12 protein-coding genes are annotated in these 16,187 nt (G+C 74.2%); 5 read left to right on the top strand and 7 right to left on the bottom strand.

Translation table 11 applies throughout. The features are described from left to right. Nucleotides 1-162: 162 nt before the first annotated feature. Nucleotides 163-1,692: an adenylyl-sulfate kinase gene (gene cysC, locus J3R08_RS26960; protein WP_209963189.1), complete on the bottom strand. Its 1,530-nt coding sequence runs from the start codon at nt 1,690-1,692 to the stop codon at nt 163-165. Nucleotides 1,693-1,822: 130 nt separating this feature from the next. Further along, nucleotides 1,823-3,370: a glycosyltransferase family 2 protein gene (locus J3R08_RS26955; RefSeq protein WP_084789606.1), complete on the bottom strand. Its 1,548-nt coding sequence runs from the start codon at nt 3,368-3,370 to the stop codon at nt 1,823-1,825. Between the two features lie 152 nt (nt 3,371-3,522). On the opposite strand from J3R08_RS26955, the gene J3R08_RS26950 reads away from it, so the two are divergent. From J3R08_RS26950 to J3R08_RS26930, 5 genes are all read left to right on the top strand, one after another. Further along, on the top strand, nt 3,523-4,437 hold the full coding sequence (locus tag J3R08_RS26950) for an ABC transporter ATP-binding protein (RefSeq protein ID WP_043328380.1): 915 nt from the start codon (nt 3,523-3,525) through the stop codon (nt 4,435-4,437). After that, nucleotides 4,430-5,308, top strand: coding sequence for an ABC transporter permease (locus tag J3R08_RS26945; RefSeq protein ID WP_043328381.1), 879 nt, complete (start codon nt 4,430-4,432; stop codon nt 5,306-5,308). Before J3R08_RS26950 ends, J3R08_RS26945 begins: the two co-directional genes overlap by 8 nt. Then, on the top strand, nt 5,305-6,264 hold the full coding sequence (locus tag J3R08_RS26940; RefSeq protein WP_064448850.1) for an ABC transporter ATP-binding protein: 960 nt from the start codon (nt 5,305-5,307) through the stop codon (nt 6,262-6,264). The genes J3R08_RS26945 and J3R08_RS26940 overlap by 4 nt, the downstream gene beginning before the upstream one ends. Further along, nucleotides 6,264-6,974, top strand: a complete 711-nt coding sequence (locus tag J3R08_RS26935) for an ABC transporter permease (RefSeq protein ID WP_043328383.1) — start codon at nt 6,264-6,266, stop codon at nt 6,972-6,974. The genes J3R08_RS26940 and J3R08_RS26935 overlap by 1 nt, the downstream gene beginning before the upstream one ends. A 152-nt stretch (nt 6,975-7,126) precedes the next feature. Continuing rightward, nucleotides 7,127-7,564 carry a hypothetical protein gene (locus tag J3R08_RS26930; protein ID WP_209964456.1) on the top strand — a complete coding sequence of 146 codons (438 nt, stop codon included), beginning with the start codon at nt 7,127-7,129 and terminating at the stop codon, nt 7,562-7,564. Nucleotides 7,565-7,674: 110 nt separating this feature from the next. On the opposite strand, the gene valS is transcribed toward J3R08_RS26930, so the two are convergent. The 5 genes from valS to J3R08_RS26905 form a co-directional block, all read right to left on the bottom strand. Then, nucleotides 7,675-10,239 carry a valine--tRNA ligase gene (gene valS / locus J3R08_RS26925; RefSeq protein ID WP_209963186.1) on the bottom strand — a complete coding sequence of 855 codons (2,565 nt, stop codon included), beginning with the start codon at nt 10,237-10,239 and terminating at the stop codon, nt 7,675-7,677. A 152-nt stretch (nt 10,240-10,391) separates the two neighbouring features. Beyond that, nucleotides 10,392-12,224, bottom strand: a complete 1,833-nt coding sequence (locus tag J3R08_RS26920; RefSeq protein WP_245255684.1) for an ABC transporter ATP-binding protein — start codon at nt 12,222-12,224, stop codon at nt 10,392-10,394. 137 nt (nt 12,225-12,361) lie between these two features. Continuing rightward, nucleotides 12,362-14,182, bottom strand: a complete 1,821-nt coding sequence (locus J3R08_RS26915) for an ABC transporter ATP-binding protein (protein ID WP_209963184.1) — start codon at nt 14,180-14,182, stop codon at nt 12,362-12,364. Between the two features lie 37 nt (nt 14,183-14,219). Then, nucleotides 14,220-14,732: a methylated-DNA--[protein]-cysteine S-methyltransferase gene (locus tag J3R08_RS26910; RefSeq protein WP_209963182.1), complete on the bottom strand. Its 513-nt coding sequence runs from the start codon at nt 14,730-14,732 to the stop codon at nt 14,220-14,222. After that, the gene (locus tag J3R08_RS26905; protein WP_043328388.1) at nt 14,729-16,180 is read right to left on the bottom strand and encodes an AlkA N-terminal domain-containing protein; all 1,452 of its coding nucleotides are present in this window, start codon (nt 16,178-16,180) and stop codon (nt 14,729-14,731) included. Before J3R08_RS26905 ends, J3R08_RS26910 begins: the two co-directional genes overlap by 4 nt. Nucleotides 16,181-16,187 lie beyond the last annotated feature (7 nt).

Below are 16,187 nucleotides of genomic sequence, written 5' to 3'. Positions count from 1 at the left end.
CCTCCGAGCGTCACCGACCGCGATGCTCACGCGGTCGAACGTGTTCCAACAAAGGCGAACACTACCGCGCAACGAGGGGCGATGCGAAACCGCCGTCGTCCGTAAGGCCGGACGACGGCGGTCGAGGTGCTCGCAGGCCGGACGCGTCCGGCGGCCGAAAGGTCAGGCGGGCTGGAGGCGGGGCTCCACCCAGCCGGTCTCGGTGAGGTGTTCCATCACCTTCCCGATGGCCTCCTCGACGCTGATGTCCGAGGTGTCCACCACGAGATCGGCGTCGGTGGGCTCCTCGTACGGGTCGTCGATGCCGGTCATCCCGGTGAGCAGGCCGGCCCGGGCGCGGGCGTACAGGCCCTTGCGGTCGCGCTGCTCACAGACCTCAAGCGGCGTCGCCACGTGGACCAGCAGGAAGCCCGCGCCGGCCGCCTCGGCCATCTCCCGCGCGGTGGCGCGGGCCGCCGCGTACGGCGCGATCGGGCAGCAGATGCCGACCCCGCGGTGCCGGGCGATCTCGGCGGCCACCCAGCCGATCCGGCGCACGTTGAGATCCCGGTCGGACTTGCTGAACCCGAGCCCGGCGGACAGCTCCCGCCGCACCACGTCGCCGTCGAGCAGCGTGATCGTGCGGTCGCCCTGCTCACGGAGCACGTCGGCCAGGCCCCGGGCGATCGTCGACTTGCCCGAGCCGGACAGCCCGGTCAGGAAGATCACCAGTCCCCGGTACCGCCGCGGCGGGCGGGCCCGGACCAGTTCCTTCGCCACCGCCGGCGGGGTGTGCCACTCGGGCAGCGGGAAGCCCCGGTCCAGCAGGTCGTCGATCTCCTCCACGCTCAGCGCCAGCCGGCGGTTGCGCGGCGGGATGTCCTCCCGCCAGCGCCACTGCCCGTCCCGGTTGTCGTAGGCCAGCTCGCGGGGCACCAGCACACGCAGGCCGGCGCCGGAGAGCATGCCCTCGGTGGAGAGCAGGTGGGTCACGCCGTACGCGGCGGCGACCCGGGCCCGCAGCAGCGCGTCGCTGATCTCGTCACGCCGGCGGGCCAGCGGCACCGCCACCAGCGTCGCCGGGGGCATCCGGTCGCGGGCGGCGAACACGGTACGCACCAGCGCCTCGGACGGCAGGCCACCGGTCGACCCCTCGCCCACCGGGATCAGCACCAGCAGGTGCGCGCCGAGCGTGCGGGCCGCGTGCGCGATCTGCGCCAGTTGCGGGCGGTGCAGCGGACGGTCGGCGAAGACCCCGAGCACCCGGCCCGGCGGCAGCAGGCCGCGTACCTCGTCGGGGCCGCGCCGCAGGCGCTGGAACGGTCCGTGGCCGCCGTCGCCCAGGCGGCGCACCGTGCCACCGACGCCCACCAGGCCCTCGCGGCCCGGCCAGACGTCCGTCACGTCCATCGCCGCGACCGGCGCGCCCTCGCCGTCGGTGAGCACCACCGCCCGGCGGGCCGGGTCCGCCGGGTCGAGCCCGTCGGCCAGCGCGGCCGGCACCTGGAGCGTCACCGGCACCGGCCACGGGGTGCCGTCGGCCAGCCGGCCGCGCCGGCTCAGCGCGGTCAGGTCGGCCCGGCTCATGAAACCGGTGAGCGGCGCGTACGCCCCGCTCAGCAACAACTGGAGATCGGCCAGCTCAGCGGGTCTGGGCGCGTACGACGGCGCATCCCGCAGAACGTCCTCGGGCAGCAGCCACCCGTTGCTCATCGAACCCCCAACTCACCGGCCGGCACACAGTTTCGCAGCCCACCGGCGATCGGTCGAGAGCGCCACCCGGCCTCCCGGTAATCGCGCGTTCCGGCGATCGTGCCGAGGACGAACCGGGGTCTTCGAATCCTTACCGCCGGGCCGCCGCCGGTCGATCGTGCGAACGGCTGCCGGCGCGCGCCGTCCGGCCGAGCGCGCGATCCCGGATCCGCCGGACCGCCCGCCGGATCCGGGCGCGGAGCCGGCGCGGATCCTCCACCCGGGGCGGCCCGCCGTCGGCCGCGCAGCGCACCACGAGCGGCAGGTTCGCGTCCAGCGCCCACCCGGCCTGGATCACCCGGGCCCGGACCTCCCAGGTGCCCCGGGTCCGGCCGCCGTCGAGCGCCGCGAAGTCGACGGTGGCGGTGCTGCGGTGACAGACCCGGCCGTCGGCGGCCGGCTCGGTGGTGGCGTCGACCGGCAGGAAGAACTCCTCCCGGGTCTCCCGGCGGCGGATCACCACGTCGGTCCTCGCCCCGCCGGCCCGCATCACGACACCGTCCGGCGCGGCCTCGGCCACCGGGAGCACCGGCAGCCCTCGGTCGTCGAAGCGCAGCGGCTCGTCCCCGGCGCGCAGGTGGGCGGAGACGGCGACGGTCAGCGTCCGTCCCTCCACCTGCCACCGGTCGACGGCGGCGTGCGCCCGGACACTCACGTCCCACTCCGCCAGCCGGCGCAGGTCGGCCATCCGCCCCTGCGCGGCGAGATGCGCGATCACCTGGTACATCGGCGGCACCCCGGCGATCGCCTCGGGTGCGACACGCTCCTTCACGAGCTGCCCCACCTCGTCCGCCACCTGCCCGGCCCAGGGCTCCGGCGCGCTCAGCAGCGCCTGCCCGCGCAGCCGGTTCAGCATCTCCTTGCGCAGCCAGCGCCGGTGCAGCCGCAGGCGGGCCGCGGCCGGTGGGCGGTGGGCGTCCACGATGTCCATCGCGGCCCGCAGCGCCGCGTAGTACTCCGCCGGGTCCATCCGGGTGGCGGTGACGTTGCCCGCGTCCTCGCGGCGGGCGTGGTGGTAGCAGGGGTGGTCGGCCAGCACGCAGATCCGTTCGGCGAGCAGGTAGGCCGCCGCCATCAGCCGGTGGTCCTCCAGGCGTCGCGGGTGGCCCTCCGGGAAGCGCAGCCCGTGCCGGTCGAGGAAGGACCGCCGGAACAGCTTGTGACAGGTCATGCTGTCGGCCAGCGGCGCGTTCGCCAGGGTGGCGTCGAACCGGTTCTCCCGGAACAGCTCCCGCGGTACGCCCCGCCGGTGCCCGATCATCCGTCCGACGACGATGTCCGCGTCGTGTGCCCGGGCGCAGGAGTGCAGGCGGGCCAGCGCCTCGTCGCCGAACCAGTCGTCGTCGTCGGCGAAGAAGACGTACTCGCCGCGTGCCTGCTCCAGCCCCTGGTTGCGCGGGCGCGACGGCCAGCCCGAGTGCGGCAGGCGCAGCACCCGCACGTGCGGGTCGGCAGCGGCCAGCTCGTCCAGGCGCTGCGGCGTCCCGTCGGTCGACCCGTCGTCGGCGAAGATCACCTCGTACCCGCCGGGCGGCAGCCCCTGCCGCGACAGCGACGCGACGAGCGGATCGAGGTGGGCCCCGCAGTTGTACGTGGGCACCACCACGCTCACCGCCGGCCGGTCCGTACCGTCGCTCATGACGCCCCCCGTCGAGTCGCCTCACACGGTGGCAGCTTCCCCGCGACGCCGCTACCCCGTCGGTCACCTAGGGGGCCCGGAGCCGAGGGATCAGGGGATCGCCCGGGTCAGGACGGGCTCCGGCGCGGCCCCGGAGTTCTACGCTGAACGGCGTGACACTGCTCGCGACCGAGTCGCTGACCAAGACGTACGGAGGCCGGGTCACCGCGTTGACCGACCTCACCGTATCGGTCGAGCCGGGGATCATCGGGCTGGTGGGCGCGAACGGCGCCGGCAAGTCCACTCTGATCAAGATCCTGCTGGGTCTGCTCCCGCCGACCAGCGGCCGGGTACAGGTGCTCGGCCTCGACCCGACCACCGACCCGGCCGCGGTCCGCGCCCGGGTCGGATACATGCCCGAGCACGACGCCCTCCCGCCCGACCTGTCCGCCGCCGAGCTGGTCACCCACCTGGGCCGGATCAGCGGACTGCCGCGCACCGTCGCCCGGGAACGGGCCTCCGAGGCGCTGCGCCACGTCGGCCTGCACGAGGAGCGGCACCGGGCCGTCGGTGGCTACTCCACCGGCATGAAGCAGCGGGTCAAGCTCGCCCAGGCGCTCGTACACGATCCCGATCTGCTGCTGCTCGACGAGCCGACGAACGGCCTCGACCCGGCCGGCCGGGACGCCATGCTCGCGCTGATCCACCGGATCGGCACCGAGTTCGGCATCTCGGTGGTGGTCTGCTCGCACCTGCTCGGCGAGGTGGAGCGGATCTGCGACACGCTCGTCGCCATCGACGGCGGCCGGCTGCTGCGCGCCGACCGGGTGTCCGCCATGACCACCGCCACCGACGTGCTCGCCGTCGAGGTGAGCGAGGGCACCGACGAGCTGGCCGCCCGGCTCGCCGCGCTCGACCTGCCGGTGACCCGCGACGGGCGGCTGCTGCTCGTCCCGCTCGCCGACGACGCCACCTACGACCAGATCCTCGGCGCGGTCGCCGAGCTGGACCTGCCGCTGCACCGGCTGGACCAGCGGCGGCACCGGGTGGCCGAACTCTTCGCCGCGAGGGAGCCCAGCCATGTCTGACGCGACCGGGGTCATCCACGACATCGGCTACCAGCGCTACACCGGCCCGCGGCTCGGCCGCCGGCAGGTCTTCGGCGCGCTCTACCTGCACGGCGTGCGTACCGTCTTCGGGCTGGGCCGCAGCGCCAAGGCCAAGATCTTCCCGTGGCTGGTCGTCTCCGTGGTGACCGTGGTGGCCGCCGGGGTCACCGCGGTGCGCAGCCAGATCGGCGAGGTGGTGATGACGTACGCCCAGTTCGCCGACGCGATGAGCTGGCTGGTCATCTTCTTCGCCGCGGTGGCCGCGCCCGAGCTGGTCTCCCGCGACCTGCGCAGCGGCGTGCTGCCGCTGTACTTCTCCCGGCCGCTGCCGCGCGGCGACTACGCGCTGTCCAAGCTGCTGGCGCTTGTCACCGCGCTGTGGCTGCTGCTCGGCGGCCCGCAGCTGGTGATGTTCCTCGGCGCCGCGTTCACCACGAACCGGGGCGTACGCGGGGTGTGGGACGAACTGCTCGACCTGCTGCCCGGGCTGCTCTACGCCGGGCTCTGGGCGGTGGTGTTCGCCTCGATCGCGCTGCTCGTCGCCTCGCTGACCGGCAAGCGCGCGTTCGCGGCCGGCGGCATCGTGGCGGTCTTCCTGATGACCACGCCGGTCGTCGGCGTGCTGTCCATCCTGCCCTCGCGGACGATCAACGAGCTGGCCTTCGTCGCCTCCCCGCCGACGCTCGTCGGCGGCGTGGGCAACTGGGCGCTCGGCGACCGGCTGACCCAGGGACGGGGCGGCATGCCGATCGGCGACTTCGGGCCGGTCTACGCCGCGGTCGCCGTGCTGCTGGTCGCCGCCTGCGTCAGCCTGCTGCTCCTGCGATACCGGAAGGTGGCCGCCCGATGACGGCGATCAGCACCCAGTCGACGGCCGGCGCGCCCGCCGCCGCGACGAGCACGCTCGACCTGGCCGGTGTCTCCCGCTGGTACGGCAACGTGGTGGCGGTCAACGACGTCACCATGCGGCTCGGCCCCGGCGTGACCGGCCTGCTCGGCCCCAACGGCGCCGGCAAGACCACGCTGCTGCACATGATGGCGGGCTTCCTGTCGCCGTCGCGCGGCACCGTGACGCTGGACGGGGAGCCGACCTGGCGCAACCCCGGCGTCTACCGGCGGCTCGGCCTGGTCAGCGAGCGCGAGGCGGTGCACACGTTCCTCAGCGCGTACGAGTTCGTGCTGGCCAGCGCGAAGCTGCACCGGCTGCCCGACCCGGAGGCCGCCACGAAGCGGGCGATCGAGCTGGTCGAGATGGAGGACGCGCAGACCCGCCGGATCGGCACCTACTCCAAGGGCATGCGGCAGCGCACCCGGGTCGCCGCCGCGCTGGTGCACGACCCGCAGGTGCTGCTGCTCGACGAGCCGTTCAACGGGATGGACCCGCGCCAGCGGCTGCACATGATGGCGCTGCTGCACCGGCTCGGCGACGCGGGACGGACCATCCTGTTCAGCTCGCACATCCTGGAGGAGGTCGAGCAGGTCTCCGGCACCGTCCAGGTGATGGTCGCCGGCCGGCTGGCCGCCTCCGGCGACTACCGGACCATCCGCCGCCTGATGACCAACCGGCCGCACGTGTTCGCGGTCCGCTCCACCGACGACCGCGCCCTGGCGGTGGCGCTGATGGCCGAGGCGTCGGTCTCCGGCGTCGAGCTGGGCCGCACCGGCCTGACCGTCAAGGCCGGCGACTACGGCGCGTTCACCCGGGCCCTGCCCCGGATCGCGCTCCGGCACGGCATCCGGGTCCGGCAGCTCCTGCCGGAGGACGAGTCGCTGGAGAGCGTCTTCTCGTATCTGGTGGAGGCATGATGTCGACAGTCACCTGGATCACCGCGCGCGGCCTGTTCGGCCGGAGCCGGTTCCTCATGCTGCTGCCGTTGCCGCTGATCCTGATCGGCCTGGCGGTGCTCTGCCGGTCGCTCGGCGTCGACCCCGGCCAGTGGGGCCCGCCGGTGCTCGTCGGTCTCGGCCTGGCGGTGGTGCTGCCGGTGGTGGCGCTGATCGTGGGCACGGGCGTGCTCGGCGCGGAGATCGACGACGGCACCGTCGTGCACATCCTCACCAAGCCGCTGCCGCGCTGGCAGATCGTGCTGCCGAAGCTGGCGGTCGCGGCCGGCGTCACGGCGGTCACCGTCGGTGTCCCGATCTACGTCGCGGGCGTGCTCGCCGATTCGGTACGCCTCGGACTCGCCCTGGTCGTCGCCTCGGCGGCGGGCGCGCTGGCGTACTCGGCGCTGTTCCTGGCGCTGAGCCTGGTGACCCGGCGGCCGGTGCTGCTCGGCCTGGTCTACGTGCTGATCTGGGAAGGCCTGCTGGGCCGGTTCGTCAGCGGCACCCGGGTGCTGTCGATCCAGCAGTGGGTGATCGCCCTGGCCGACCGGATGGCGCCGACGCCGCTGCTCGGCACCAGTGTCTCGGTGCCGGTCGCGGCGGTGCTCACCGCGCTGGTGGCGGTCGGGTTCACCGTGCTGGCGATCGACCGCCTGCGCTCGTTCAGCGTGGCCGGCGAGACGAGCTGAGCCCGGAGGGCGGGACCCGTTTTCCGGCGTTCGCGACGGAAAACGGGTTCCGCCCTGCCGTGTCCGGTCTGCTAGTTTGCGGCGGCTACGAACACCGACACGGGGAGAACACTGTGCGTTCAGCTCGCTTCGCCCTGCTCGCTCCGGCCGCGGTGGCGATGATCGTCATGTCCGGCTGCGGCGACGACGAGGACACCCCCTCGGCCGGGTCGGCGGCGCCCTCCGCCCCGGCCGCCACGTCCGTGCCGCCGGTGACGCCGGCCCCGGTGGGCCTCGACGAGGCCACCCGGAAGACCTGCACGACGGCGGAGAAGGACATCACGGCCGCCCTGAAGGAGGTGGCCGAGGCGGAGAAGATCGGCCCGCCGGCCGGTCACTCGGCGGTCAGCGCGCAGTACTCGGCGGGCGCGGCCACGCTCTACACGCACGCCTTCACCAACAGCGACGAGGTGAACAGCGCGGTGAAGGGCGTCGCGACCGAGATGACCGACCTCGCCGACGCCTGGGCCAAGGCGCCGGGCAAGGCGCCGAGCAGGGCGGATCTCACCGCCGCCCGGGACAAGCTCAAGGCCACCTGCGCCGTCGACTGAGGAATGCACCGCCGCGGGCCGGTCCGGCCGGCCCTTCGGGGTGTTAAGAAGGGCCCCTTCTACAACGCCAGGCGTTAAGAAGGGGCCCTTCCTTACATCGCCGGCGGCGCTCAGAACGCGCAGGCGATGACCAGCTCGGTGGTGCGATCCGGCAGCAGGTCCAGCTTCGCGATCCGGCCCGCCGCGCGCAGGTCGTCGGCGACCGTGCCGAGCTGGTCCAGCACAGCCGCCGGTCCGAGCGCCTCGGCCAGCGGCACGTCCGCCTTCATCGACAGCTTCCGTTCCGACTTGGCGCGGCGCACCTGACCCAGCGCGTCCGCGGCCAGTCGCAGCAGTTCCGGGTCACCCGGCGCCTGCGTCGCGCGGCCCACCTCGTACGTGGTCGGCCACGGCGAGCGGTGCACCGAGCCGTACCGCCACCACGACCAGACCTCCTCGGTGACGAACGGCAGCACCGGCGCGAACAGGCGCAACTGCACCGACAACGCGGTCGCCAGCGCCGCCCGGGCCGAGTCGGCCGCCGGCCCGGTGCCGTAGGCGCGCTCCTTCACCAACTCGATGTAGTCGTCGCAGAACCGCCAGAAGAACGCCTCGGTGGCCATCAGGGCGGCCGTGTGGTCGTACCCGTCGAAGGCGGTGGTCGCGGTCGCGACCACGCCGGACAGTTCGGCGAGCATCGCGGTGTCCAGCGGTTGGGTCGCCGCGGCCCGCAGCGCGTCGGCGGCGCCCAGCCCGAGCGCGAACCGCGACGCGTTGAGCAGCTTGGTGGCCAGCCGCCGGCCCACCTTGACCTGGGCCGGGTCGAAGGCGAGGTCCATGCCCGGCTTGCCGTTGGCGGCCCAGTAGCGGACCGCGTCGGAGCCGTTCTGTTCCAGCAGCGCCATCGGCGTGACCACGTTGCCCTTGGACTTCGACATCTTCTTGCGGTCCGGGTCGAGGATCCAGCCGGAGAGCACAGCGGTGTGCCAGGGCAGCGCACCGTGCTCCAGGTGGGACCGGGCGACGGTGGCGAACAGCCAGGTCCGGATGATGTCGTGCCCCTGCGGGCGCAGGTCCATCGGGAAGACCCTGGCGAACAGGTCCGGGTCGGTCTCCCAGCCGCCGACGATCTGCGGGGTCAGCGACGAGGTGGCCCAGGTGTCCAGCACGTCCGGGTCGCCGGTGAAACCGCCCGGCACGCCGCGCTGCGACTCCTCGTATCCGGGCGGCGGTTCGCTGCTCGGGTCGATCGGGAGCGTCGCCTCGTCCGGTGTGAGAGGGTGGGTCCAGTCCGGCTCGCCAGTGTCGTCGAGCCGGTACCACACCGGCACCGGCACGCCGAAGAACCGCTGCCGGCTGACCAGCCAGTCACCGGTGAGGCCGCCCACCCAGTGTTCGTAGCGGTGCCGCATGTGCTCCGGCACCCAGCGCAGCTCCCGACCCCGGGCCAGCAGCTCCTCGCGCAGGCCGGCGTCCCGGCCGCCGTTGCGCAGATACCACTGCCGGGTCGAGACGATCTCCAGCGGCCGGTCGCCGCGCTCGTAGAACTTCACCGGGTGCGTGATCGGGCGCGGCTCGCCGACCAGATCACCCGCGTCGGCCAGCAGCTCCACCAGCGTCCGCCGGGCGCCGTTCACCGTCTGCCCGGCCAGCGCCGCGTAGGGCGCCGCCGGCACGCCGGCCGGCGGCTCCGGCAGCAGCCGCCCGTCCCGGCCGATCACCACCCGGGTGTCCAGCCGCAGCTCACGCCACCAGGTCACGTCGGTCAGGTCACCGAACGTGCAGACCATCGCGATGCCCGTGCCCTTGGCCGGGTCCGCCAGCGGATGCGCGCGCACCGGCACCTCGACCCCGAACACCGGGGTACGCGCGGACGCGCCGACCAGGTCCGCGTACCGCTCGTCGTCGGGGTGGCAGACCAGCGCCACGCAGGCCGGCAGCAGCTCCGGGCGGGTGGTGTCGATCAGCACCTCGCGGCCGTCCGGCCCGGTGAACCGCAGCCGGTGGTACGCGCCGGGCCGCTCCCGGTCCTCCAGTTCCGCCTGCGCCACGGCGGTGCCGTACCCGACGTCCCACAGCGTCGGCGCCTCGGCCTGGTACGCCTCGCCCCGCGCCAGATTGCGCAGGAACGCGCGCTGGCTCGCGGCGCGGGCCGCCGACCCGATCGTGGTGTACGTCAGCGACCAGTCCACCGACAGCCCGAGCCGCCGCCACAGCGCCTCGAACGCCTTCTCGTCCTCGACGGTGAGCAGTTCGCACAGCTCGATGAAGTTGCGCCGGGAGATCGCCGTCGGGTTCTTCCGGGCCGTGTCGTCCACCGGCGCGGACGGCGGCCGCCAGTTGCTGTCGTATGGCAGCGCCGGGTCGGGACGCACGCCGTACACGTTCTGCACCCGGCGTTCGGTGGGCAGCCCGTTGTCGTCCCAGCCCATCGGGTAGAAGACCGTGCGCCCGCGCATCCGCTGGAACCGGGCCACCGTGTCGGTGTGCGTGTACGAGAACACGTGCCCCATGTGCAGTTCGCCCGACACGGTCGGCGGGGGAGTGTCGATCGCGTATACGTCCGACCGCTCCTTCGTACGGTCGAACGCGTACGTGCCGTCGGACTGCCAGCGGCGGGCCCAGGTCTCCTCGATGCCGTCCAGGCTCGGACGCTCGGGGACGCCGCCGCGGGCGCTGATCGTCGTGTCGGTCATCGTCCGATGGTAGGCAGCCCGGTTGCCGCACTCCACGACTTTCCCCACCCCGCGCGTCCTCGCCGATCTTGCGCTTGCCGCCCCGGCACAAGCCGCTTTTCGGGCATCCCTCGGGCCGCAAGTGCAAGATCAACGAGGGTCGGAGGAGCGAGCTAGAGGAGCGAGTCGCGCCACTGGCGGTGCAGGGCGGCGTAGCGGCCGTCGGCGGCGATCAGCTCGGCCGGTGGGCCGTCCTCCACGATCCGGCCGTCGTCGAGCACCAGCACCCGGTCCGCCGTCTCCACGGTGGAGAGACGATGGGCGATCACCAAGGCGGTACGGTCGCGCAGCACGTTGTGCAGGGCCCGCTGCACCAACCGCTCGGTCGGCACGTCCAGCGACGAGGTCGCCTCGTCCAGGATCAGCACCCGCGGGTCGGCGAGGAACGCCCGGGCGAACGCGACGAGCTGCCGCTGACCGGCGGACAGCCGCCCGCCGCGCCGGTGCACGTCCGTGGCGTACCCGTCGGGCAGCGCGGCGATGAAGTCGTGCGCGCCGATCGCCCGCGCCGCCGCGACCACCGCCTCGTCGTCCGCGTCCGGCCGCCCGAACCTGATGTTGTCGGCCACGGAGCCGCTGAACAGGTGGGTCTCCTGGGTCACCAGCACCACCGCCCGGCGCAGTTCGGCGTCGGCCAGGTCACGCAGGTTCACCCCGTCCAGGTCGACAGCGCCCGCGTCCGGGTCGTGGAACCGGGCCAGCAGCTTCGCGACAGTGGACTTCCCAGCGCCGGTCGGCCCGATCAGCGCCACCGTCTGCCCGGGCGGCACGACCAGGTCCAGGCCGGACAGGATCGGCGTCTGCCGCCGGTAGCCGAAGTCGACGGCGCGGAACGTCACCGCCCCGCGCGGCGGCCCGGCCGGCAGCGGCACCGGGTCCGCCGGTTCGGCCACCGCCGGGCGCTCGTCCAGCACCCCGGCCAGCTTCTCCAACGCGGCGGTCGCCGACTGGAGCGCGTTGTAGAACTGGCTCAACTCCTCCATCGGCTCGAAGAACCGGCGCAGGTAGAGCAGGAACGCGGCGAGCACGCCCACCTCGACGCCGCCGCCCAGCACCCGCCAGCCGCCGTACCCGAGCACCACCGCCGTGGTCAGGTTGCCGATCAGCCGGATGCCCGGCGAGTAGATCGCGATCAGCCGGAACGCGCGCAGGCTGGAGCGCCGGTAGTCGTCGTTCACGGCGGCGAAGATGCGCTCGTTGCGCTCCTCCCGCCGGTACGCCTGCACCGCCCGGATCCCGCGCAGCGACTCCACGAAGTGCACGATGACCAGCGCCACCGCCTCCCGGGTACGCCGGTACGCGCCCGCCGACGCGCGCGCGAACCAGCGTGACAGCAGGAACAGGAACGGGAACGCGAGCAGCGTCACCGCCGCCAGCGGCAGGTCCAGCCAGAGCAGGATGCCCGCCACCGACAGCACCGACAGCCCGGCCATCACCAGCTTGTCGATGCCGCCGTCGACCAGTTCGGCGATCGACTCCAGGTCGCTCGTCAGCCGGGACACCATCCGCCCGGAGGTGTAGCGCTCGTGGAAACCGACGTCGAGGCGGAGGAAGTGCCCGTACACCCGTCGGCGCAGGTCCAGCAGGACGGCCTGGCCGATCCGGGCGGCGAGGGTGAGGAACGCGCGCCGGGCCGCGTACTCGACGGCTGTCGCCACCACGAACGCGGCGGCGACAGCGATCAGCGGGCCGGGATCACCGGCCCGCAGTGGCCCGATGCCCCGGTCGATGCCGAGCATGACCAGGTACGGGCCGGACATCGCGGCGGCGTTCTGGGCCAGCAGCAGCGCCACCGCCAGCCCGAGCGCACGCCGGTGCGGCCGCAGCAGTTGCCGCAGCAGGAGCCGGCTGCGGGCGCGGAGCCGGGCCACCGCCGCCGGTGAGGAGTCCTCGGCGCGGCTGCGGTCGGCGTCCGGGTCGGTGGCCCGGCCGCGCCAGCGGGACAGGTCGTCGCGTCCGCCGGTGCGGTTCGCGTCGTCGTGGCGTGGGCCGGCTGCGCCGTGCGCCTGCCCGTGCCCGGCGGTGCGCGCGCCGGTGTCGCGCGGCGCGTCGCGGGGCCGGGGCACCCGCGGCGCGCCGCCGGTCACGAGCGCACCAGACCGACGCCGCCGGAACGGCGCTCCGGCTCGGCGGAGAGCACCGCCCGGTACGCCGGCACCCGGGCCAGCATCTCCGAGTGGGTGCCGACGGCGACGATCCGGCCGCCGTCCAGCAGCGCCACCCGGTCCGCCAGCGCCACTGTGGAGGGGCGGTGCGCCACCAGCAGGGCCGTGGTGCGGCTCTCCCGCAGCACCCGGCGCAGCGCCGCCTCCACGAGCGCCTCGGTGTGCACGTCGAGCGCGGAGAGCGGATCGTCGAGCACCAGCAGTGCGGGCTGCCCGAGCACCGCGCGGGCCAGCGCGAGGCGCTGCCGCTGCCCGCCGGACAGCGACAGCCCCTGTTCACCGACCCGGGTGGCCAGCCCCCAGGGCAACTCGTACGCGAAGTCCGCCTGCGCCAGCGCCAGCGCCGCCCGGACCTCCTCCTCGCCCGCCTCCGGCCGCCCCAGCGTCAGGTTCTCCCAGACCGACATGGAGAACAGGGTCGGCTCCTCGAACGCCACCCCGACCAGCCGTCGCAGCGAGCCGAGCCGCAGGTCACGCACGTCGCGCCCGTCGACGGTGATCCGGCCGCCGGTCACCTCGTGCAGCCGGGGGACGAGCGACAGCAGCGTGCTCTTGCCGCAGCCGGTGACGCCGACGAGCGCCATCGTCTCGCCCGGCTCGACGGTCAGGTCCAGGTCGTGCAGCACCGGCGCCGAGGTGCCCGGGTAGCGAAAGGTGACCCCCTCGAAGCGGAGCCGGCCGCGTACGTCGGCGCGCTCCAGCGACCGGGCGTGCGGCGCGTCCACGATCGTCGGGCGGGTGTCGAGGACCTCCTGGATCCGGTCGGCGGCGGTGGCGGCCTCCTGGCCGTTGGCGATGATCCAGCCGAGCGACTGCACCGGCCAGATCAGCATGAGCTGGAGGCTGACGAACGCGACCAGCTCCCCGATGGACAGCGCGCCCTCGGCGACGGCCGCCGCGCCGGTCACCAGGACCGCGCCGAGGGTCAGGTTGGGCACCAGGTCGAACAGCGCCGAGGTGCGGGCCAGCAGCCGCGCCTTGCCGATCCCGGTGTCGTGCAACCGGCGCGCGCCGACGGCGAACCGTGCGGCCAGTTCCGGCCCCCGCCCGTACGCCCGCATGGTGCGTAGCCCCTGCGCGGTCTCCTCGACGAGCGTGGCCACGTCGCCCTGCTGGTCCTGCATCCGGCGCGACGCCGCGTGGTAGTGCCGGGCGAAGCGGCGGCTGATCAGGAACAGCGGTACGGCGCTGGCCGCGACCAGCGACCCCAGCCAGGGGTGCAGCCGGATCAGCAGCACCACCACGGCGACGTAGGTGATCAGGTTGAGGACCAGGAACAGCAGCCCGAAGGAGAGGAACCGCCGGATCACCGAGAGGTCGCTGGTGATCCGGGACAGCAGCTGGCCGGACTGCCAGCGGTCGTGGAAGCCGGCCGGGAGCCGTTGCAGGTGGGCGTAGATGTCGGCGCGGATGGCCGCCTCCATGCCCACCGAGGACGACGACTGGGTCCAGCGGCGGATGAAGATGAGAACCGCCTCGGCCAGCCCGAGCAGCAGCGCGAGGGCGCCGAGCCGCAGCAGCCCGGCCTCGTCGTGCCGGGCCACCGGCCCGTCGACCACCCGCTGCACCACCAGCGGAACGGCGAGGCTCGCCGCGGTGGCCGCGAGCGCCGCCACCAGCAGCCAGGCGAACTCCGTCGCGTACGGGCGCAGGTAGGGCCGCAGCCGCCAGAGGTTGCGCAGCGGCTTGGACCGGGCGTCGTCTTGCGCCGCGGGGTTGCCGTCGCTGGGCGCGGGCACTACCCGACGGTAGCCGCCGGGGGTGACGTTTCCGCTGTCAGCTAGCCGTCACCCGTCCCTCATGCCCGAGAAGCCACTTCTTCACGGGCAGGCCCCAGCGGTAGCCGCCGAGCGTGCCGTCGGTGCGCAGCACGCGGTGACAGGGCACGAAGAGCGCTGCCGCGTTGCGCGCGCATGCCGCCGCGGCGGCGCGGACCGCGGCGGGGCGTCCGGCCAGTGCGGCGAACCCGGTGTAGGTGACCGGGTCGCCGGGCTTGATGTCGCGCAGCACCTGCCAGGCGTGCGTCAGGAAGAGCCCGCCGCTGTGCTGCTCCACCGGGATCGCGTCGATCGCGGCGAGGTCTCCGTCCAGGTAGGCCCGGACGGCGGCGGTGACCGGACCGAGGTCGACCCGTTCCCGCAGGTCACCACGGAGGCTCGGGTGGGTCAACGGCGCCAGGGCCTCCGGGTCGGGCGTGAAGCCGGCCGCGCGTACCGCGCCGTCGGGGCCGGCGAGCACGCTCAACGGGCCGACCGGTGTGTCGATGACGGTGCTGTCCACAGTGCTCATGCTGCTCTCCAGAGTCGGATCGTCGCGTAGGACCGCCAGGGGCGCCAGCGTTCGGCGTACGCGAGCAGGGTCTTGGGGGTGTCGGGCAGGCCGAGCGCGGTTGCGCCGCGGCGTACGCCCAGGTCGGTGGTGAGGGCGACGTCGGGGTCGCCGAGTGCGCGCATGGCCAGGTAGCCGGTGGTCCACGGGCCGACGCCGGGCACCGCGGCCAGGAGCCGGACCGTCTCCTCCCGGTCGCCCCCGGGTTCCAGGTCCAGCGTCCCGTCGGCGACGGCGCGGGCCAGCGCCCGGATCGTCTCCCGGCGGGCGGCCGGCATCCGGAACGCCGGGTCCGGCGCCGCGAGCACGTCGGCGGGACCCGGGAACGCCACCAGGCCGTCGGCCGGGTCGTCGGTGCCCGAACCGCTCGCCGACCGGACGGCGGAGAGCAGGCGGGTGAGCGTGGTCCGCGCCGAGGTCAGCGAGACCTGCTGGGTCACGACGGCGCGGACGGCCAGCTCGAAGCCGTCGACCGCGTGCGGAAGCCGGACGCCCGGCTCGGCGACGACCGCCGGGGCCAGCGCCGGGTCGGCGGCCAGGGTGGCGTCCACCGCGACCGGGTCGGCGTCCAGGTCGAGCAGGCGGCGGCAGCGGGCCACCGCGGGAGCCAGGTCACGCATGTCGGCCAGCCGCAACGTGGCGTCGATGTGGCCGTCGGACGGGGTCAGCGCCACCGTGCCGGGACCGTGCGGCAGGCGCAGCCCCCGGTGGTAGGTGCCGTCGCGGACCACCTCGACGCCGGGCAGCGCGCGCAGCGCGAGGAAGTCCAGCAGCGCGCCCGCGTGCAGCGGTGGCCGGTATGCCAGCCGCAGCGAGAGCGTGCCCGCGCCGGTGGCCGAGGCCGGACCGCGTCGCCCGGCGCGCAGCTCGGACGGGGTGCCGCCGTAGACCTCACGGACCGTCTCGTTGAACTGCCGGACGCTGCCGAACCCGGCGGCGAAGGCCACCTCGGCCAGGCCGAGGCCGGTGGTCTCGATCAGGATCCGGGCGGTCTGCGCGCGCTGTGCCCGGGCCAGCGCCAGCGGGCCGGCGCCCAGCTCGGCCTGGAGCATCCGGTGCAGGTGCCGCTCGGTGTAGCCCAGCCGGCCGGCCAGCCCGGGCACCCCGTCGCGGTCGACCACGCCGTCGGCGATCAGCCGCATGGCGCGGCCGACCAGGTCGGCCCGGACGTCCCACTGCGGGGAGCCCGGCGCCGCGTCCGGCCGGCACCGGCGGCACGCCCGCAGCCCGGCCCCCTGCGCGGCGGCGGCCGACGGGAAGAAGCGGACATTCTGCCGCTTGGGTGTCATCGCCGGACAGGACGGCCGGCAGTAGATCCCGGTCGACGTCACGCCGGTGTAGAACCAGCCGTCGAACCGCGGATCGCGGCTGTCGACGGCCCGGTAACACCGCTCAAAGTCCAGCTCCATGCCCCGA

Source organism: Micromonospora sp. HB375 (genome assembly GCF_017872985.1).
In the GTDB taxonomy this organism is placed as follows: Bacteria; Actinomycetota; Actinomycetes; order Mycobacteriales; family Micromonosporaceae; genus Micromonospora; species Micromonospora chalcea.
The sequence above is the reverse complement of the archived record's forward strand: the minus strand, read 5'-3'. Positions and strand labels throughout refer to the sequence as shown.